The following is a 20,500-nucleotide window of genomic DNA, read 5'->3' as shown; positions in this document are numbered from 1 at the left end:
AGTGGCAACAGTTACTCCTCCACCTGCATTGCCACTACCTCCTGCAACACACAGACAGCTTCTTCCACCGTCCTGACATCCTTCACCAGCATACTCCGTTTGTTGTTCTGCTCGCGCAGGTCGCAACGACGGGTATATTTCATCATGTAGGCAATGACCTTACCGAAAGCCTGGCTCTGATAGTACGGGCTGTCCGGATTGGAGACGAAGAACAGGGACATGCGCCCACCTTTCAGAAAGACTTTCTCCACGCCGAGGCGGGCAGCCAGGCGTCGCAAGGGAACGATGCGCAGCAGTTCTTCCGTTTCGGGAGGAATCGGGCCGAAGCGGTCTTCGAGGCGGGAACGGAAAGCATCCACATCCTTGTCGAGTGTCAATCCGTCCAACTCGCGATAGAGCAACATACGCTCGCTGCTGCCAGTCACGTAATCGGCAGGCAACAGAAGTTCAAGGTCGCTTTCCACCTGGCATTCGTCGACAAACTGTTCTCCACTGATGACGCCTCCGTCTGCTTTCAGTTCTTCGGCATAAAGGTCGGCAAACTCGTCGGTCTTCAGTTCATGCACAGCTTCGGAGAGAATCTTTTGATAAGTCTCGTAGCCCAAGTCAGCAATGAAACCGCTCTGTTCGGCACCGAGCATATTGCCTGCACCACGGATGTCAAGGTCTTGCATGGCAATGTGGATGCCACTGCCCAGGTCGGAGAAGTTTTCGATGGCTTGCAGACGCCGCTTTGCTTCGGGAGTAAGGGAGGACAAAGGTGGTGCCAGCAGGTAACAGAAAGCTTTTTTATTGCTCCGCCCCACACGTCCGCGCATCTGGTGCAAATCACTGAGGCCGAAGTTCTGCGCCTGGTTGATGATAATGGTATTGGCATTGGGTATGTCGATGCCACTTTCGATGATGGTAGTGGCAAGCAGCACATCGTAATCGTAATTGACGAAATCAAAGATTATCTTCTCCAGTTCGGCAGGCTCCATCTGTCCGTGTCCGATACAGACACGGCAATCGGGAATGTGCCGCTCTATCATGGTCTTCAACTCAAACAGATTGGAAATACGGTTATTCACGAAGAATACCTGCCCGTTACGGCTCATCTCGAAATTGACGGCGTCGGCAATGATTTCCTCGTTGAAGGTGTGCACTTCCGTCTGGATGGGATAGCGGTTAGGCGGCGGTGTCTGGATGACGCTCAAGTCGCGCGCACCCATCAGCGAAAACTGCAAGGTACGGGGAATGGGTGTAGCCGTCATGGTCAGCGTATCCACATTCACCTTCAATTGGCGAAGTTTCTCCTTGACGGAGACGCCGAACTTCTGCTCCTCATCAATAATCAACAAACCAAGGTCTTTGAACTTAACGTCTTTTCCCAGGATACGGTGGGTACCGATAAGAATATTCACTTCCCCTTCGGCAAGCCCTTTCACTACAGCCTTTGCCTGAGCAGCGGTGCGGGCACGACTCAGATACTCCACCCGGCAAGGCAAGCCTTTCAATCGCTCCTTGAAGGTCTGGAAATGCTGATAGGCAAGTACGGTAGTGGGCACCAGTACAGCCACTTGCTTATTGTCCGCCACAGCCTTGAAAGCGGCACGAACAGCCACCTCCGTCTTGCCGAAGCCCACGTCACCGCACACCAGGCGGTCCATCGGACGGGCACTCTCCATGTCGGCCTTCACGTCGGAAGTAGCCTTACTTTGGTCGGGGGTATCCTCATAGATGAAGGAGGCTTCCAACTCCCGTTGCAGGAAGCTGTCGGGACTGTATTGGAACCCCTTCTCCTCGCGGCGTTGCGAGTAGAGTTTTATCAAGTCGCGGGCAATATCCTTTATCTTCGTCTTGGTGCGGTCTTTCAGCTTCTCCCAGGCTCCGGTGCCGAGCTTGTTGAGGCGGGGCGCTTCACCCTCCTTTCCCTTGTACTTGGAAACCTTGTGCAGAGAGTGGATGGAGACAAACACCACATCTTCGTTCTGATAGACAATCTTCATCACCTCCTGCGTGGTGTCACCGTTGGGGATACGTACCAGTCCGGCAAAACGCCCCACACCGTGGTCGGTATGCACCACATAGTCGCCGGGGGTGAATTGGTTCAGCTCCTTCAGGCTCAAGGCCACCTTGCCGCTGCGTGCCTTGTCGCTCTTCAAGTTATACTTGTGAAAGCGGTCGAACAGCTGATGATCGGTAAAGATACAGATACGTAAAGTGTCGTCGGCAAAGCCTTCGTGCAGTGTCCGTTCTACGGCGGTAAAGGATATGTTGTCTCCACGGTCCTCAAAGATGGCACGGATGCGGTCGGTCTGTTTCAGGCTGTCGCTGCATATGTAGATGGTGTAGTGACGGGAGAGGTATTCACGGAAACTCTCCGCCACCATGTCGAAGTTTTTATGGAAGATAGGCTGTACCGTAGTATGGAACGAGACGGTGGCATCCGGTGTTCCGGTGGGCTTGTTGCCAAACTCCATCCGGCGGAAATCGAGGGCGCGCAGGGTGAACTCGCCACCATCAATCAGCTTGCCTTCCAGCGTGATGGCTCCATTCTCCTCCGACTCACGGGCAGCGATGGCCTGTGGGGTGAGCGATTCGTCGTGCACGGTCTGGATGCGTTCGCGTAGCCAGAGGAAATCGCGCATGGCAAGCAAGCTGTCCGACGGAAGGAAATCGAGGAACGACACCATGCCGCCGCTTCCCCTTTTTTCCAGGCTATGGCTCAAGTCGGGAACTATCACGATGCTTTCTTTCCTCTCCTTCGAGAGCTGTGTTTCCACCTCGAAGGTACGGATGCTTTCCACCTCATCGCCGAAGAAGTCTATACGGAAGGGATATTCGGAAGAGAAGGAAAAGACGTCGATAATACTGCCACGAACGGCATACTGCCCCGGCTCGTAAACGTAATCCACATATTCGAAACCGTAGCTGCGCAATACGTCCGTCACAAAGTCCATATCCCCCCTCTCGCCTGCATGCAGTTTCAGTGTATTCTCCCCCAGTTCCTTACGAGAGACCACCTTTTCGGCCAGCGCATCCGGATAGGTCACCACGCAAAGCCCCTCTTCTCCTTTTTGCAGGCGACTCAGCACTTCTGTACGGAGTATTTCGTTTGCCGCATCCTTCTGCCCGTACTTGATGGCGCGGCGAAATGAAGAAGGAAAAAACAATACCTGCTCTGTCCCCAATATCTGCGTCAAATCATGATAGAAATAACCGGCTTCCTCCATATCGCCCAGAATGAAAACGAGCGGACAAGTAGCCCGCTGAACCAATACAGACGAAAACAAAGAAGCGGCAGAGGCATATAAACCTCCGCAATATAGGTGACGGACAGAGTTATCTTTCAGAAGCCTGCACACCCCCTCTACATTGGGATGGGAAGCATAAGATTGTTGCAGTTCAGTTATATTCATTGCTTTGCGCTTTTTCCCCCGGTATTGCCTCTCATAAGGTATCCTACCGAAATAAATTCGGTGCAAAAATACACAAATAATCTTTAGCTTTGACCTGTCGGCAACTATGTTCTCTGAAATAATCTTTCTGCTGTCAGCCTGCACATCCTTCACCTTTTTTCTGTATCGCCCTATTTATCGGGGAAGGCAATGAAACTTCTTTTCCTCCAATTATGAATAACACAGCCTGCACAATCCCTATTCAGGAGTTATGTTACACAAAGTTTATCCCCAGCCTGCGGACATGTATCCCAGGGGTTGGTCTGTCTATCCCAAGGCTTGGGATAGACAGACCAAGACTGAAGAGCACTTTTTCTCCCTATATCTACCCACTTTATCCTTTATACTTCGAAAGTTTTTCTTTAATAGTTTGAATGTTTTCTGTTAATGATTGAAACGGGAATAGCTAAAGATTGAGGCTAAAGTTCAAAGTCAAGCATACGGTTCTTTGATTTAACCTGCATTCCTTATAGTCAGGAGTTAGAAGGAGCTACATTAGTGGCTCAATTTTAATAAAACACCAATGAAAACTTATCATTAAAAATTGAGCGGCCCACCGCATTACAAATCCGACCATAAGGAAAGCAACACCGAAAACGGCAAAGTTTCTGCTATAGCCGAATATCCCTATTAGCAGGCTGGCTACAGACTGGAACATCGTCACCATCAACAATAAGGAAACCGTATCATTCATTTCATGATTCATATCAGATTCACCACCATTCATGCTTTCCATCCTCCTGTGTAAATATACGCACCTCCTGTCCTTTCGTCTTGTTCCTCAACAGAAGCAAGGCATTCCGAGGCACCCTGTCATAGTTCATTGTATACGAACTGTCACCATACTTCTCTCCCAGCGAAACCCAGCCCGCATCAAAATAGAACAATTCATACAGCTCCCCCTTGTTTATCCCATTATCATCATTGTAAGGAGCATATACTATCCCCTTTATTTTCCGGACGCGACCGAATGACAGTCCTACCCAACCACCAGAGGATACAGGCGCATCAAAGTAGGTCAACATATCATGGTCAAACACTTTATATTTGTCACGGCCATTGCCATACCAACTACCATCCGTACCGATTATCTCCCCCTCAACCAAGTTATCCTGCTCGTCATACAATTCCAGCTCTGCCAGAAAGACATTCGAGTCAGGAGCAGACAGGTATCTGAGTGCCGTTGCCTCCACAGGAGTATCAAATACAATCGAAACCGGAGCCAGTGTTTCCGGGAATTCATCTATCGTACATACATCGGTAAATCGCTCGGAGACATCAGCCATTATCTGAAAACGGCCTCCTACCGTCCGACTCCTTGACAATTCATAGACATGCTTCTTGTCGGGATATTTCCGCCTTAAAAAAACAGAAGTAAAGGAGTTGACATCAGGGGCCAATAACCTTGTATCACCGTTCTCCTCCACAATAAAGGGATTCGATGCCGGGTACGTCTTGCCCCGATGGTAATAAGTGGCCAGGTAAGCATTACCCTTTGCGACCTTCTTGAATTCAACTTTTCCATTCTTGATACGGCCCCAGTCTATGGGAATCCATCCCTTATTATTGAACACAGACAAATAAGCATACTCCTTCTTTTCAGGAGGCGAGAACGACAAGTTTACCGTTGCCGCCACCGGAGTGAAATAGAGCTCGGAGACATCTTTCAAATGCTTGTCCTCAAACAGTGGGGGAATCTCCTCCTGCGGCAAAAGGCTTGCCAATGTGCCCTCTTGTTCGCTATACATCCTTCTGTATACCTTTGCCAGCCCGTCACGCTTCCGCATATCCGCAAGGTGTTCACCCAAAGGTACTTTGTCGTAAAAAAGAAACGGAAGCTGATAACCTTTGCCGATCAGTGTACACCAGCTGTGGCCCAAACTCCTTTTTCCCCATTGGGGAGTGAAATCAATGGCAACAGGAATGCCAAGGCTTCTTAACGAATAGACAGTCAACGCCTGTAACTCCTTGCAGTTTCCCAAGCCAATCGTAGAATAAAGCAGTGACGATGGAGAAAGCTCCGGTACAATCGTCGTATAAAAGAAATCCCTTTCCGCATATTTGCGGAGATAATAACTGCAAATGCAGGAATCGGCCATAGCGGTCCTTGCAAACGAGTCAAGAGCGACCTTCATGCTGTTCCTATAGTCTGTCATCCACTCTTCCAGTCTTTCATGCCCTATCCTATGCGGCAGTACATATTCGCAAAAATCCGAAAAATCCAGTTCCTTCGTCCAAGGATAACGCAGCGACTCGAAGCTCATGTCAATGTGTCTTATCAACTGCCCGGCAGTAAGATGTCTCAAATCACATTTTATCACCGAACCGCTTTGAAGTATCTTTCTGTTCAAGCACCGGCTTATACTGTCAACATCCCGCATAAAATCCTCCTGCACGGGAGTCCCGTTTATATTGCTCAGAGAATCTATCACACGCACGTACTCATCCCCATACACATAATCCAAGGAATAGCAGTCCATCATATTCCTTATCAAATAAACCGCCGCCTTATATTTCTGGCGGTCAGGACTGTCCAAAGAGTAGTGCTTCAACACCTTTTCCAGCTCGGACCTGTTCTCTTCAGCAGCCACAAGAGCCCGTTCCAATTTCAAATCAGAAAAGCAGGAGGAACAGGCAAGCAAGACCGCAACAAGCCCTGAAATCACGTTGAAGCCTCCATTCCTAAAATATTTCCGCAATATAAATCCCGCCATCATTTTTAATCTATTTCATCAAGAAACTGTTTCATCCTCCCCCTCACCTTAATGGAAAATGTATTCTCCACTTTTACCCGTTGCGCCAGAATATGCAAAGCCATCTTTCGGGCATTCACAGTATCTTGTTGCAACAGATACAGATTCCACAGTTTATAGTTGGGGCGTATACGTGTAGGAATCATTTCTGCAGCAACTTTATAAGACTCCTCGGCCTGCCCATAGCTTTTCCGTTCCAGATATATATCACCGCGCATACAATATGTTTCGCAAGAAAGCGGCAGCTTTTGTAACAAATCCACCTGCTCCACATTCCTAACCTTCCTGCCAAGCACGTCAATCAACAATGTTGAACTTTCACAGAAAAACAACATTACATGGCCACACACCGCCAATAACCCCATAAGAGGAACAACAGCAATTCCACAAAAAATTCTGTTTACACCCAGAACAGACACAGTTTTGCCACGACACAATCCTGTGAACAATGCAAAGTTCATCATAAGTGGCACCACATTGACCGGATATGAAAACATGGCGAATATCAGCCAAGCAGCCAATACGGCCTTCAATGTCCTTTCATCAGAAAAGACAAACGGTGACACCGCCACCAGCAGGAACAAAACAAGCCCGCACATTCCGGTTTCCACTGCAATATGCAACAGTTCATTATAGGGATAAGTCACGTTGTCGGCTACATTCAGAAAATCGGATTGAGGATGATTTCTGAAATAATCCGCCTGATAGAACATGTATTTCTTTTCAAACGCCCCTACACCGTGTCCCAATAAGGGCTTGTCCATCACCATATCCGATGAGACCCGCCATATCAGCAACCTGGCATTGGCCGACAACGGGCGATAGGCAAACAACAGGATACAAACAAATGCAACAGCCGCCACCGACAGACACACACACCACGCACGTCCACGCCATCCGAAAAATTTCATCTTCCCCCCATAAGCCATCAGCAATCCTGCCGCAACTGCCAGCAAACCGGCGCGTGAATCAGCCCAATAAAATGCAGTTCCCATAACACCTATCGAAGCTACTTTCAAGACAGTTCTCGTACTCCAATGCCGAAAAGAGGAAGCATACAATAAAACGGCAACAACCAATCCCACAGCAAGATACCCGCCCAGCGGTCCCGGATTGTTGAAAGTGCCCGTCACATCAAACAGAGGATGGAGACTCGACAAACAACCCACTTTTTGCAAAAGGGCCACAACCGCTTGTAATGATGCAGATAATATCAACGCTGAAAAAAGCGTTTCTTTATGATTCACCGTTCGCGCCAAAATATAAACCACTGCAAACAGAAACCATCTGAATATTGAAAGCTCCGCAACATCTTCCCTTTGCAGTAGCCATCGCAGGAAGATATAGCTTATAAACAGAGCAACGGCTATGTCACAAGCTGTCAGACGGACTTCTTTTATCTTTCTGCCAGTCTTCAAAAACAATAGCAGTCGGAAGAAAAGCGTCAGCAGGCAAATAATCAAGAGTGGGAACAATGGCATATCATTTTGGAATACGCCCGTCATCACCAAGCTGCACAACGGTGCTGCAATTATTGCCCCACCCAATAAAAGTTCTTTACTAAGATAGAGCTTTTTCATTGCGTTGGAATATACAGATTTTATTTATCATTAGAACTTAGGGACACGCCGTTTTACAGGATATATTTTCACAGAATCATTCATAGACTCATTCCGGTCTATAAAATATATTTTATCATGAGACATTATATATTTATATTTAGACTCGGCATTGGTCTTACCTTCTACCAAATCCCAATCTACAAGATTGGCAGAGTTTAAAAAGTCTTTGGACTTAACCTGAAATGGATTGTCAACGTTGTCCTTCAAATTTTCATATATAAAATCATAAAAATACAATTGTTTACGAGTATCTTTAGCACGTTCAAATATACTAAATATGTGAACAGCATCTCTATCCCAATCTCTAATCTCAAAAACTTGTTTACTCACACCTTTAATATCTAATTTTGTAGAAGTGAAAATCACATAAGCACTTGATTGAGAATATACATATAATATATTACACAGTACAAATAAATGCAAGAAAATTATTTTTTTCATAATCGCTATTGTTACAAATTGTTCTTTATTAAATACTCATTAATTTTTTCTTTCTCTGATTGTGTCAAATTTTCAAATGCATCAGAACTCGTAGCTCCTCCCCCCATTTTCCATACTTATAAAAGTCCTCACTCTGACCGGGGAAAGCACTTTGTAAACGTTCTTCCATCTTGTCCACATGACTGCCTATATATTCATGGTGCCCGTCATTTATCTTCCCCAATCCATCACCTCAGATGAATTATTGATATGAATAATCAACCGTTAGATAAATTATAAGCCATTAACCAGCTTCTGTTACATTAATACTTAGGAACACGCCGTTTTACAGGATATATTTTCACAGAATCATTCGTTGACTCATTCCGGTCTATAAAATATATTTTATCATGAGACATTATATATTTATATTTAGACTCGGCATTGGTCTTACCTTCTACCAAATCCCAATCTACAAGATTGACAGAGTTTAAAAAGTCTTTGGACTTAACCTGAAATGGATTGTCAACGTTGTCCTTATGGTTTTTATATATAAAATCATAAAAATACAATTGTTTACGAGTATCTTTAGCACGTTCAAATATACTAAATAGATGCCCTGCATCCCTATCCCAATCCTGAACATCAAAAATAAGATTATTAACACCTTTATCATCCGAGTTCGTAGAAGTGAAAATCACATAGACAGCAGATTGGGAATACGTACACAGCACAGTACATAGTGTAAATAGATGTAATAGGATAAGTTTCTTCATAAGCGTTATTTTTTAGCTAACAACATGTCTACTTGGTGGTTACAAACCAACAGACATTGACTTTATCAATGAGAGTTCGTTTATGCCCTCAGCATATTTACAAAGTACCTTATATGGCAGAAATACAATATACTAAAGATAAAAGCCGGCTAAAAGCCATATTATGAATAAGCGACCGTTAGATAAATAAATTATAAGCTATCAACCGGCTTCTACAACATTAATACTTAGGAACCCATCGTTTTACAGGATATATTTTCACAGAATCATTCGTAGACTCATTCCGGTCTATAAAATATATTTTATCATGAGACATTATATATTTAAATTTAGACTCGACATTGGTCTTACCTTCTACCAAATCCCAATCTACAAGATTGACAGAGTTTAAAAAGTCTTTGGACTTAACTTGGAATGGATTATCAACGTTGTCCTTCCGATTATCATACTCAAATCTATAAAAATACAATTTTTTACGAGTATTTTTCGCAAGTTCAAATATAGTGAAAATATGAACTACACCTCCGCCCAAATTATGAATATTAAAAACGGAATGCTCTACACATTTGGTATCTGATTCTATAGGAGTAAAAATCACATAGACAGCAGATTGAGAATACGCACACAGTACAGTACACAGTGTAAATAAATATAACAAGATAAACTTTTTCATAAGCATTATTATAAATTATTATTTGTCAAATATTCGATAATTTTATCTCTCTCCGATTTCGTCAATTTCAGAAACGCATCAGAACTCGTAGCCCCTCCTCCCCATTTTCCATACTTATAGAAGTCCTCACTCTGACCGGGGAAAGCACTTCGTAAACGTTCTTCCATCTTGTCCACATGGCTGCCCATATATTCATGGTGCCCGTCATTTATCTTCCCCCAATCCGTTGGCTCGGACGAATTGTTGATTGCTGACAACAATTCAGGCTCTTTAAGTGCAAATTCATTGCTGCTGCCAGCGGTTCTGGATTTCTCAAGCAATTCGAGATGTGTATATTCATGCGCCATCACGATCATTAGTTGCAATTCCGTAAGCGAACTGTTGAAAGTCAGAGTCAAAGGTACATTCTTATATAATATTTCAGAAATGGTTGCCTTGTCTGAAACGCCCTCAGCCAGATTGCCGTCACCGGTCTTGCCCTCTTTCATTCTCACCACTTTCTTGATATTATCTATCAAACCTGCAAATGTGACATCAAGCTTTTTCTTTATAGCCTGAGCCTTTTGAGATAAGACCGGCCTACCCCTCCATCTGGATCTGGAGGGGTAGGCCGGCAACTACCGTTGCAATTAGGATCACCACAATTAGGACAACGATAATTGTCCGTACCGTCTTCAACCCATATCTGATAACAATACTCCTCCCAACGATACTCAAAATGACATTCTACATGAGTCTCTACAATACCTTCAGCCGTAGGATAACCCGTATGATAACAAATCTCATATTCCACCAAATGAGGGTCACAGCGGGTCACATAACCACGAGGACGGACCGAGCCGCGGTTGTCTCTCAGAGAATCCAGCTCTTCTCTGCTTGGCTCAGGTATAGCAGAAATTTTTCCCACAATCCGCCCATGATGATAAATATCCCCCCACATCATTTCACCTTGCAGACTGTAATGACGGATAGAGCCGGAGAAAGATGCCAGATCATCCAATCGCAACGAGGCCATGTCATTACTTTCCTCCATGACATAAGAATAATTACCGGTTAAATGGATTATGCTGTAAAGATACTCATTTTCATGTTTCTTTTCTATAAACAAGCGAATATCCGTATTGGCAAACTTCTCATCTTCGGGAATTTCCTCATCAAATTGCTTTCTTGCAAAAATCTTGCCTAAAGGCAGATTGAAAGGGACAACAACATAAGCGCCCTCTGCATCGGAAAAACTGACAGCCTCATTCCAAAGAGGCGTAATGACAATGTCATCATCCAAAGAACGCGTGACAGCACCCGCACCAAACGGAACGATGTCCAAAGCGTCCGCTTCACGTTCAAATGCCGTACGGGCTTCCGATACCGTCAGCTTCATCTCTGGAGGACGGAATCCCTCCGAGAAATCATGAGTACACGATGCTATCGCCAACCCCACAAAGAGTACAGAGAGCATCTTCTGTTTCAGTGTTTTCATAGGCATTATTGTTTCAATTAATTAATAAAAATGGCATCTAACGGTCAACCTATTTCCATTTCTTTACTCCTTTCATATTTTCCGGTGTGGCCTCTGTCAAGCTCAGGGCAAATCCACCGCTGCGCGCCAGCTTCACATTCATCTTGCTCTTGTTCGTCACAATACCTTTCCTAATCCGGTAAGCTGTAGCATTCTTTTCAAAATCAGCATCTTCGGCATCGGCATAAAGCGTAGCTACGTATTGCCTGCCCGGTTCCAGAAAGTCAAGAACAAAAGCTGAAGTACGTGCGTGCTCATCGGTAATGCCTCCCACAAACCAGTTCTCCGTACCCTTGGCTTTACGGGCCACGGTGATATAGTCTCCCGGCTCCGCTTCGAGATACTTGCTCTCATCCCAGTCTACCGCCACGTCCTTGATGAACTGGAAAGCGTCCAAATGAGATTCATAATTCTCCGGCAAATCGGCAGCCATCTGCAACGGACTGTAGAGGGTGACGTATAATGCCAGTTGCTTTGCCAGCGTGGAATGAATCTGCCCGTGATTGTCATGATTCATAAAATTCAGGTAAATGTCAAAGATGCCCGGGGTATAATCCATCGGACCACCAATCAGACGGGTGAAAGGAAGCACGGTGGTATGGAAGGGCTTATTGCCGTCGTAAGGCTCAAATTCCGTACCACGGGCCGATTCATTGCCAATCAGGTTGGGATAGGTGCGGCACAAACCGGTAGGACGTACTGCTTCGTGCGCATTCACACAAATCTTATATTCGGCAGCTTTTTGTATGGCATAGAGGTAGTGGTTGTTCATCCATTGTCCGCAGTGATGTTCTCCACGGGGGATTATATCGCCTACATAGCCACTCTTTACAGAGTTATAGCCATTATCCGCCATGAACTGATAGGCCTTGTCCAGATGGCGTTCATAATTGCGTACCGAAGCCGAAGACTCATGATGCATCATCAGCCTGACCCCTCTGCTGTGTGCATAAGCATTCAGCATCTTCACGTCAAAGTCGGGATAGGCCGTCACAAAGTCGAACACGAAGTCACGAGAGCTCCCTCCCCAACTTTCCCATCCTTCGTTCCAGCCTTCCACCAATACTTGGTCGAAACCATGTTCGGCGGCAAAGTCTATATAGCGTCTCACTCTTTCATTAGTGGCGCCATGCCGGCCGTTCGGTTTGATTTTAGTATAGTCGTTTTCTCCAAAACGCATGGCAATCAGTTCATCCGTATAGCTCCATGACTTCTGGCCGGTAATCATCTCCCACCACACGCCTACATACTTCACCGGCTTAATCCATGAGACGTCTTCATATGCACAAGGATCGTTCAGATTCAGGGTAAGCTTGGAGGCCAAAATATCACGGGCATCATCGCTCACCATGACAGTACGCCACGGGGTTTTGCAGGGAGCCTGCATATAGGCCTTATTTCCCAAAACATCCGGCGTCAACCACGATTCAAAAACGAGTTTTTTGTCATCCAGGTTGAGATGCATACAGGAATAGTCCACCAAAGCCGCTTCATGCAGATTGATGTACAGACCATCGTCCGTCCTCATCTGCAAGGAGGTCTGCACACCCGTAGGCGAGAAAACAAACTGGGAGGCATTCACCGTCACCGCCTTATCCATCAAGCCGCGGATTTCGGACAAACGGGACTCAGTATAGTCGTACTCCTGAGTGTCATAGTCACCGGGAATCCAGAAAGCGGTATGGTCCCCTGTCATAGCAAACTGGGTATGCTCCTCTTTGACCGTAAAACAGTGCAGACCTCTTTGCAAAGGGAACTCATAACGGAATCCCAAACCGTCATCATAAAGGCGGAAACGGATGACGATATGACGGTCCTGTTCCTTCTGTTCCAACCTCACAGCCAGCTCGTTGTAATGATTCCGTATTTGTGCCACTTCGCCCCACACGGGTTTCCAGGTTTCATCAAATGTTGAGGTCTTGGCCTCCACAAGTGTAAAACCATCCATCAGGCCCGGATCGTCCTGCAATTCCAACCCCAGCTTCGATGGATTCACCACGGCTTTGTTCTTATAAGACAATCGATACACAGGCTCACCGGAAGAGTTCACCACAAAATCAAGCCGGAGGTTTCCATCCGGTGAGGTAATGCCTTCAGCCATTGCAGCTTTTCCCGCCATAACCAAAAGCAGAAAAAAAATCCATTTCACAGTTACATCATGCATGTTTCTCATATTATTTCAAATCAAATATTATTATTCCAAGTTCCAAAACAACAAATAACAAAACTATCGGGCCATTATAGAAATTGTATCCACTATCCCGCCACTCATATCCCTTATCTCAATATCCAGCCTATCCCTCTTTATGACACCTTTTAAAACTGTATTGGAGGAATTGTCTATTACCGGAAAATGCACTTTGTCCGTGGGCTTGTTATTAAAATATTCATGCAAATGCCCACACAGCATCACGTCAGCTCCAGCCTCGTTCAGTATCGGAACGAACTTGTCCAAGACCTCGGCCTGCCCGTGCCAGATGTCAGTTTCAGGCAAAGGAGGCATATGGGCGATCACTATCCTGAAAGACGCATCCTGGAATTCTCTGGATTTAACGGCTTCTGCAAGCCACTCCGCCTGTTGTGTACGGTAATTGTCATAGTCGGTGATACCATGATATTCAATATCAGAGTCAGGCTTGTCCTCACCGGTATCCAAGAAAATGAAGCAAGCAGGTCCCTGCCGTATCAAAAAATACAGATGGGGTTCCTTCGGAGAGAAAAAACGATGAAAGGAAGTGGCAAATGAGCCACGTGTCTCATGGTTTCCACGGGCATAATACAACGGTTTGCAGGTAGCGAACATATCTATGGAGATGTCCATGAAGCCTTTAAACAACTCCTCCTCATCCAGTAGGTTATTGAGCATGTCACCGTTATAGATGACCATGTCTGTTTTCTTGAAGTCCGCAGCGGCCAGCAATTTAGGTATATAGTCCGTATTGCCATGAATATCATTCAGCATGACAAAAGAGGCCACGGACTTGCTACTGTCATTGGTGGTAAATTTCAATCCTCGGCGGTCATAGATACTCGGAGCCGTAGCATTGCCATATATGACCTCCTCCCCCCTGCGGGAAAGCACCTCCCTGGCATAGACACGGTAACGGTAGCTAGTACCGGGAGCAAGGCCCGTGGCACGTACCGCATGCAATTCCGAAACATTCTTCACGCCATTGACCGTATCAAAAAACTTGATACGCTCAGTACGGTAATAACTCGTACCATCATCCGGAGCAATCTCCACCCAACCTATAGAAGGCTTATCCGAAAGCCAGACTATTGTCACTTCCGTTTCCTTTAGGTTCTGGAGATAAGGGCCGTGCTTGATCTTGATCTGCTCCTGGGCAAAGCCGGAAACAGACATGAGTATACACATTACACTGAAAAGTAGTTTTACCATGACAAATTATTATTTTTTGTTTTTAGGGGAAAGTCTTACCAAGACAACACCGTGCGCAGGGACTTTGAAACTCAGATTGTCGTTGGAGGTGCCAAGATGCCTATTCCCGTCCCAAATATCATAAACATCATACTCCAATTCCCAAAACCGGATATCCGCAAAGTGGAGATGGGATTTGTCTTTCCCAAACTGATACTCGAATGTCCACGGCTGTTCGTCACGATTGAAGAAGCATACAGCGGCTTCCCCGTCAGACAACTGCTTAACCCATATCTCATGCTGTTCTATTTTCATGTAACGACGACCCTGTATGCCCAGCTTGTCCTGATTTATAGCAATCACATCCTTATTCGTCAGAATGGACAGCGTCTCCCTGTCCATAGTCCTCAGGTCATTTCCCGCCAACAGCGGTGCGGCCAGCATACACCACATGGTAAAATGTGAACGGTTCTCCTCAGCAGTCAGCACTCCGTTGCCGACTTGCAGCATGTCCGGGTCATTCCAATGCCCAGGACCAGCATAAGGCCACAAATCCGCATTCTTATCGATGATATCCACAACACTGCATCCGCCCCAATGTACTGTACCTTTAAAGGCATTGATAATATCCCCCGTAGTCCTCCACAAGTGGCCGATACCTTTGGCCCATGTCCACGGCTTGCTGCTCCCCCACTCACAGATAGAGAACACCACCGGACGACCGCTAGCCTTCAAGGCATCATGCATGGTACGGTAAGCTCCCTGAGGACTCTGCCCCTCATCAAAGCACCAGTCATACTTCAAAAAATCCACACCCCATTCCGCATAAGTGCGAGCATCCTGGAACTGATATCCACGGCTCCCCGGACGCCCGGCACAAGTCAGTGAACCAGCGCAGGAATAAATGCCGAACTTCAATCCCTTGGAATGTATATAGTCTGCCAAAGCTTTTATACCGGAAGGGAAACGCACCGAATCAACCACAATATTCCCATCCGCATCACGTCCCACCTGCCAGCAATCATCCACATTCACATAAGTATAACCCGCATCCCGCATCCCGTTTGCCACAATCAGGTCGGCCATCTCGCGTATCTGCCGTTCGTTCACATCACAACTGAAACAGTTCCAGCTGTTCCATCCCATGGGAGGGGTCAGCGCCAATGAGTCAGCTCCATCAGCATGAGCAACAAGAAAACTACACACTACAATCACAAAACACAAAATCCGTCCTTTCATAATACTCGTTTTTTATTATTATACATTTATTATTCATATATTCATAATTATACCAAGACTTATCGGTAGACACTCATGCCCCCAAACAGTGATCGCCCTTAAAAGGACTGATAAAAGTAATCAGGACCAGTGTACTCTCCTTGTATCGTCACCTCAGGAAGCTGATACACCTTCATCCCGTTGACAGTCTTATTGTTCACTTCGTACAAATATCGGCAGCCTTAGCCCTGACCATAGACCTCCATAAAAGCCGGGGGACTGATGGATAAGTGTCCTCCTTCAGCCGGATCTTATAGTGTTGTGCCTTTTTCCAGAAAGGGGTAATTATGAATCCCCTCATATCAGGGAAATCGTGGGTTATGCAGAAATTGCCCTATCTATCTTTAGCGATGGCCACTAATAACTTATGCCCATTCAGGTTGCCATAAGGAATTCCCAGACAACGCCGGATGCAGAAAAGCCCTGCTCTTTGTCGGAGAGCCCAACACTGACATCTGAAAAAGAGAGGCATGCTGACGGACAAAGACAAGGCGTTCCGTCAAAGCTTCTTCACCGCATTGAATGCAGTGAAGTGTACAATCACCTCCGGCATTTCCCTCTTGGAAATGAGACCTCAGTTCCATCGTAGAGATATGACTACGATGTACGACCTGCCCACATACGTGGGGCAACAATACCAACTTCTCTTCCAGCATGCAGACAGAAAGGGACACACATCCTATAGTATATCAAAGAATCATCCTAAGTGACAGACAAGGCAACCCGATCGGATACAGCTAGCAGCAATTTAAAGCGCTTTTCCTGGTCTGAACTGTCAGACGCAACCGTATAGTGAATTGCCATCTGTTGCAGATAATAAAAAGTAGCCAATGCCCTCATGCTCGCTTTGAAAAGTGGCCAGTATATCACCTGCCAAATTTGTTCTTCCGACACAGACTTTATTATTAGAATCCTTGGTACAGACCATATACTCTACGCTTTTCTTGGAGTATGGTTCTCCATCACGACGTAACAAAGTAGCATGAGGTACCTATTTTCCTTCTCCTTCTCATACCTCACCTTCAACATAAGCAAGGATTCCGTATCCTTATAGACAGCAAACTGTCGCGTATAAAAAAGGATTCATCTGCATTGCGCATAAGATTGGTGTAAGCACGAAGCCTATACCGCCCCTTCTGGAATATCTTCCTCCAAGAAAAAAATTACGGAATATACTCTTCTCCTCCATTATCTTCTTACGGAGCAGCACTTTATTTCTGTCACTGATCAATTCCACATACAGAAAACGGCTCCGGACATCCTGTTCCTATGCGTCCGCGCATCAACCAGATACCCCTTCATCCAAATGGTATCACCCACCAGATAAAAAGGCTTGTCCATATGAACATAAACCTTTTCTTGCCTCAATGAATCCATCCCCCCATTATCACCATAAAAAAAGGAGGAGATAGAAAAGCTAAAAGTATAATCAAAATTTTCTTCATAGTATACGAATTAATTAAAGGTTTATGACAAGCCCTACCGTAAAGACGACACATCAATCACCAGCTGGCTGTTATCCGTAATATAAGTGTTAGTGAACTTCGCCTTGTCATTCAAGCGGACCTTAAATTCAGTGGTTGCATTGCCTAATATGGTAACTGACTTATTATCCAACAGGATTTCAAAGTTCAGTGTAGATTTATTCATGACTTTCACCAGCGCCTGGTTATCATGCGTATTCTTCACCTCATATGTCAGACAGGCCTTTACCAAGGCCGTCAGATTCTTCTCAGAACCAATCAGAATATCTCCAAACTTCACAACAGAACGTCCGGCAAACAATGCCTCCTTTACCCCTTCCTCCGAACGCTCCTTGGCAAAAACAACTGTCATAGGACCGCTTTGTATATCCGTACGATACGTCTGCCTATAGACGCCATGTATATCAGTGTTTCCCATATATGTCAAACCGTAATCCTTACAGTAATTAAAAGCCTTTGGGTAGTACTCGAAGCCATTTACCAGTTCAATCCCATGAATTTTCTTCTGCCTGATAAGCTCTTCATGTACCTTATAGATAGTGCTTGTGTCATTGGGCCAGCCCGGATGATTCCACATGATAAAGGCTCCTTGGGCCAGAGCATTGTCTATTGCAGTCAAAGGGTCATCCACATCCAGCGCATTGGCATCGCTCAAGAAAAGGGCATTGATGTGCCCTATCGGTTTGGAGCGGGTGATTTCCGCTCCTTGAATAACTATAACCTTAGAACTTGCCTCAATAGTCTTGGCCCTTCTATAAGATTCGTTGTGGTCGGCTTTGATGTAACTGTTCGGACGATATTCAATATGATCCGTGATAGCTATGACATCCAACCCACGAATCGCCCCTTCCCATACGCGGTTTTCCGGTTTCAAATCCCCGTCGGAAAAAATAGTATGTACATGAAAATCACATTTCAGAGCCTTATAGCCGTCCACATCAGGTATATATATGTACTCTCCGGAATATGGCTGCTGTGCCTCCGGAACTTTCACCACATCCAGTCCCTGCAGTTGCGCAGGGACCTGGAAAGTAAAAGTCAGCAAAAAAGCGATGGATAAATATAATTTCTTCATTCTTCTCCAAATTTGACAGAATTCATTTTATTGGGGTTATTTTTACGAAAGTGACACCATGATAAGGCACTTTAGTCTGGAAACTGCCGTCCACTTCTCCCAAGTCCTTCTGCCTCCATAAATCACGGACCATCGCCTTCCCCTCAATACCTAGCAGGTTCAAATCAAAGTCGAATTCATAGTCACGCATCTGCATGGATTCAGCATCATCTTGATCCCAAAGAATAAAATAAGGATCCACATGGAAGAACCCTACCGCATAAGAACCGTCATACAATTTCTTAGACCAGATCTGTCCGTTCTTGACAAGCATCTTTCTAGCCGGAGCCACCATCGGATCCTGACTGACCGCTATCACTTCATTGTTTGTCAGAAGATTCAGTGTGAAGTCATCCATATTTGCCATATCACAACCGATCAACAAAGGGGCAGAAAGAATGCACCACAAAGAGATGTGGGAATATTGCTCATCAGCTGTCAAGTAAGAATCATGCACCTTGCTTCCCCAGCCTTGCCCCAATTTGCCAACCACCAGCATGTCCGGATCATTGTTTCTACCTGGTGCCGTGGCATCTGCACACACATCCTGGAAGGTCCCAATCGCAGTCACCACATTCCATTCGTCAGTAATATCACGTGTAGTACGCCACTGATTACCTCCTGCTTCAGCCGCCCAATTCCAGACATTGGGAGCGCCATAACCTACACAAAATACAATATCACGTTTTACCTTATCCAAAGCATTTCGCATAACGATATAAGGTTCCTGAATGGTCTCTTCTTTCGAATCCTTTTCAATATCCAGATAACCGCAATAGTCATACTTCAAGTAATCCACTCCCCAGCGTTCCCAAGTCCTGGCATCAATTTCCTCATGCTGATAACTGCCTACATGACCACCGCATGTGGTAGCACCCGGAGAAGAATAAATACCGAATTTCAGTCCTAATCCGTGGATATAATCGGTCAGAGCCTTGAAATCCGGGAATTTGTCATTAGAAAGGATTTCACCGCCTTTGGTACGTTCCGGTGCTTCCCATCCGTCATCAATGTTTATATATTCCCAACCGTACGCGTGCAATTTCTCACTCATCATGCGGGCAGCATCCCTCACTTTTTGGTCATCCACGGAAAGTCCCCAGCAATTCCAACTGTTCCATCCCATCGAAGGGGTCAAGGCTATCTCACCGCCCACCTTGACCGTCACTTCCTTTTCGGCAGTTCCCTTGCTGTTGGTTGCCTTCAGTAAAACATTATAATCACCTTCCTTCATTGCCTTACCCGTAAAACGGCCTGTCTTCTCGTCCAGTCTGACTCCTTCCGGAAGCCCCTTTGCCTCAAAGATCATCGGACGGTCACCTGTAGCCATTATGGACCACAAGAAAGGACTGCCCGGACGTACACCAAAAACCAGCGGGTTATTGATAACCGGAACCTCAGGAGCCGGCGGAGTCAAAATATACTTTTCTTTAGCGATGGGTTTTGCCCAAGCACGAACAGGCTTCACATCACCGCGAGTTTCTATCTTAACATTCAGCCAGTCCGCATGGTCATACATGATACCATCACCACACTCCTCTACAAGAAGCAAGACTTTATCGACCCCCTTCAGACTCACATTGAATTCTTTAACGGGATCCCCTTTCTTCATGACCCCACTTTTCCAAAGTTCCTTTTGATCACCGACTATTTTAAATTGAAGCTTGCCGGCAAACCTATTGTTATCGTCGGCACCAGCAAGTCCGGAAATAGACACAGCCTCACTCTTCAAGTCATACAGTATACGACTGATAGAATGTGCCCCCAAACCGCGCTCATAAACGATACCATTGACTGTCAATGGTGTAAGCACGACCGAACGGTTTATCTCAACAGTTCCCCAATCCTGCACATAGCATGAGTCTTGGCCAAGTTCATCCAGCCACACCTCTTTGACCGGAGCAGTATTACAAGACTGCAGGGCATATCCTCCTATGGCTAAAACAGCCCACACAGCCATACATCCTTTCAAATTCATATTGTTTATCAGATTTAGTAAATAGTATTACAAAACAAATTATATCAAAATATAAATGAGGACAGCA

General features: G+C 45.6%; 14 protein-coding genes. 1 reads left to right on the top strand and 13 read right to left on the bottom strand.

The window, feature by feature from the left end:
- Window positions 1-11 precede the first annotated feature (11 nt).
- The 11 genes from mfd to H1A11_RS03540 form a co-directional block, all read right to left on the bottom strand.
- Window positions 12-3,401, bottom strand: coding sequence for a transcription-repair coupling factor (gene mfd, locus H1A11_RS03590; protein WP_117600980.1), 3,390 nt, complete (start codon window positions 3,399-3,401; stop codon window positions 12-14).
- Between the two features lie 752 nt (window positions 3,402-4,153).
- Window positions 4,154-6,157, bottom strand: a complete 2,004-nt coding sequence (locus tag H1A11_RS03585) for a hypothetical protein (protein WP_181757731.1) — start codon at window positions 6,155-6,157, stop codon at window positions 4,154-4,156.
- Between the two features lie 2 nt (window positions 6,158-6,159).
- Entirely contained in the window at window positions 6,160-7,773 is a 1,614-nt protein-coding gene (locus H1A11_RS03580) for an O-antigen ligase family protein (protein ID WP_131226002.1), read from the bottom strand.
- 30 nt (window positions 7,774-7,803) lie between these two features.
- The gene (locus H1A11_RS03575; protein WP_181757730.1) at window positions 7,804-8,256 is read right to left on the bottom strand and encodes a hypothetical protein; all 453 of its coding nucleotides are present in this window, start codon (window positions 8,254-8,256) and stop codon (window positions 7,804-7,806) included.
- A gap of 302 nt (window positions 8,257-8,558) precedes the next feature.
- Window positions 8,559-9,011 (bottom strand): hypothetical protein, encoded by a 453-nt coding sequence (locus tag H1A11_RS03570; RefSeq protein WP_131226000.1) that lies wholly within the window; start codon window positions 9,009-9,011, stop codon window positions 8,559-8,561.
- Between the two features lie 220 nt (window positions 9,012-9,231).
- Window positions 9,232-9,684: a hypothetical protein gene (locus tag H1A11_RS03565; RefSeq protein WP_181757729.1), complete on the bottom strand. Its 453-nt coding sequence runs from the start codon at window positions 9,682-9,684 to the stop codon at window positions 9,232-9,234.
- Window positions 9,685-9,692: 8 nt separating this feature from the next.
- A complete protein-coding gene (locus H1A11_RS03560) occupies window positions 9,693-10,202 on the bottom strand; it encodes a hypothetical protein (protein ID WP_181757728.1) in 510 nt (169 codons plus the stop codon).
- 29 nt (window positions 10,203-10,231) lie between these two features.
- Window positions 10,232-11,161 carry a hypothetical protein gene (locus H1A11_RS03555; RefSeq protein ID WP_181757727.1) on the bottom strand — a complete coding sequence of 310 codons (930 nt, stop codon included), beginning with the start codon at window positions 11,159-11,161 and terminating at the stop codon, window positions 10,232-10,234.
- A gap of 49 nt (window positions 11,162-11,210) precedes the next feature.
- Window positions 11,211-13,373 carry a glycoside hydrolase family 97 protein gene (locus H1A11_RS03550; protein WP_131225997.1) on the bottom strand — a complete coding sequence of 721 codons (2,163 nt, stop codon included), beginning with the start codon at window positions 13,371-13,373 and terminating at the stop codon, window positions 11,211-11,213.
- 54 nt (window positions 13,374-13,427) lie between these two features.
- Entirely contained in the window at window positions 13,428-14,600 is a 1,173-nt protein-coding gene (locus H1A11_RS03545; RefSeq protein WP_117600964.1) for an FN3 domain-containing metallophosphoesterase family protein, read from the bottom strand.
- Between the two features lie 9 nt (window positions 14,601-14,609).
- Window positions 14,610-15,818 (bottom strand): glycoside hydrolase family 27 protein, encoded by a 1,209-nt coding sequence (locus H1A11_RS03540; protein ID WP_181757726.1) that lies wholly within the window; start codon window positions 15,816-15,818, stop codon window positions 14,610-14,612.
- Between the two features lie 509 nt (window positions 15,819-16,327).
- Between H1A11_RS03540 and H1A11_RS03535 the strand changes: the two genes are divergently transcribed.
- Window positions 16,328-16,567, top strand: a complete 240-nt coding sequence (locus H1A11_RS03535; protein WP_119961984.1) for a hypothetical protein — start codon at window positions 16,328-16,330, stop codon at window positions 16,565-16,567.
- 769 nt (window positions 16,568-17,336) lie between these two features.
- Here the strand turns inward: H1A11_RS03535 and H1A11_RS03530 are convergent.
- On the bottom strand, window positions 17,337-18,416 hold the full coding sequence (locus tag H1A11_RS03530; RefSeq protein WP_117600966.1) for a CehA/McbA family metallohydrolase: 1,080 nt from the start codon (window positions 18,414-18,416) through the stop codon (window positions 17,337-17,339).
- A 22-nt stretch (window positions 18,417-18,438) separates the two neighbouring features.
- A complete protein-coding gene (locus H1A11_RS03525) occupies window positions 18,439-20,433 on the bottom strand; it encodes an NPCBM/NEW2 domain-containing protein (protein ID WP_117600967.1) in 1,995 nt (664 codons plus the stop codon).
- Between the last annotated feature and the right edge of the window lie 67 nt (window positions 20,434-20,500).

The sequence above is a fragment of the Bacteroides sp. CACC 737 genome (genome assembly GCF_013874375.1).
Classification (GTDB): domain Bacteria; phylum Bacteroidota; class Bacteroidia; order Bacteroidales; family Bacteroidaceae; genus Bacteroides; species Bacteroides uniformis.
Note: the sequence above shows the minus strand (reverse complement) of the source record. Positions and strands in the feature narration are given on the sequence as shown.

What these genes read in the sequence shown, in the direction of transcription:
- mfd (WP_117600980.1), bottom strand. Translation starts at nt 3,401, where the DNA reads ATGAATATAACTGAACTGCAACAATCTTATGCTTCCCATCCCAATGTA.
- H1A11_RS03585 (WP_181757731.1), bottom strand. Translation starts at nt 6,157, where the DNA reads ATGATGGCGGGATTTATATTGCGGAAATATTTTAGGAATGGAGGCTTC.
- H1A11_RS03580 (WP_131226002.1), bottom strand. Translation starts at nt 7,773, where the DNA reads ATGAAAAAGCTCTATCTTAGTAAAGAACTTTTATTGGGTGGGGCAATA.
- H1A11_RS03575 (WP_181757730.1), bottom strand. Translation starts at nt 8,256, where the DNA reads ATGAAAAAAATAATTTTCTTGCATTTATTTGTACTGTGTAATATATTA.
- H1A11_RS03570 (WP_131226000.1), bottom strand. Translation starts at nt 9,011, where the DNA reads ATGAAGAAACTTATCCTATTACATCTATTTACACTATGTACTGTGCTG.
- H1A11_RS03565 (WP_181757729.1), bottom strand. Translation starts at nt 9,684, where the DNA reads ATGAAAAAGTTTATCTTGTTATATTTATTTACACTGTGTACTGTACTG.
- H1A11_RS03555 (WP_181757727.1), bottom strand. Translation starts at nt 11,161, where the DNA reads ATGAAAACACTGAAACAGAAGATGCTCTCTGTACTCTTTGTGGGGTTG.
- H1A11_RS03550 (WP_131225997.1), bottom strand. Translation starts at nt 13,373, where the DNA reads ATGAGAAACATGCATGATGTAACTGTGAAATGGATTTTTTTTCTGCTT.
- H1A11_RS03545 (WP_117600964.1), bottom strand. Translation starts at nt 14,600, where the DNA reads ATGGTAAAACTACTTTTCAGTGTAATGTGTATACTCATGTCTGTTTCC.
- H1A11_RS03540 (WP_181757726.1), bottom strand. Translation starts at nt 15,818, where the DNA reads ATGAAAGGACGGATTTTGTGTTTTGTGATTGTAGTGTGTAGTTTTCTT.
- H1A11_RS03535 (WP_119961984.1), top strand. Translation starts at nt 16,328, where the DNA reads ATGCTGACGGACAAAGACAAGGCGTTCCGTCAAAGCTTCTTCACCGCA.
- H1A11_RS03530 (WP_117600966.1), bottom strand. Translation starts at nt 18,416, where the DNA reads ATGAAGAAATTATATTTATCCATCGCTTTTTTGCTGACTTTTACTTTC.
- H1A11_RS03525 (WP_117600967.1), bottom strand. Translation starts at nt 20,433, where the DNA reads ATGAATTTGAAAGGATGTATGGCTGTGTGGGCTGTTTTAGCCATAGGA.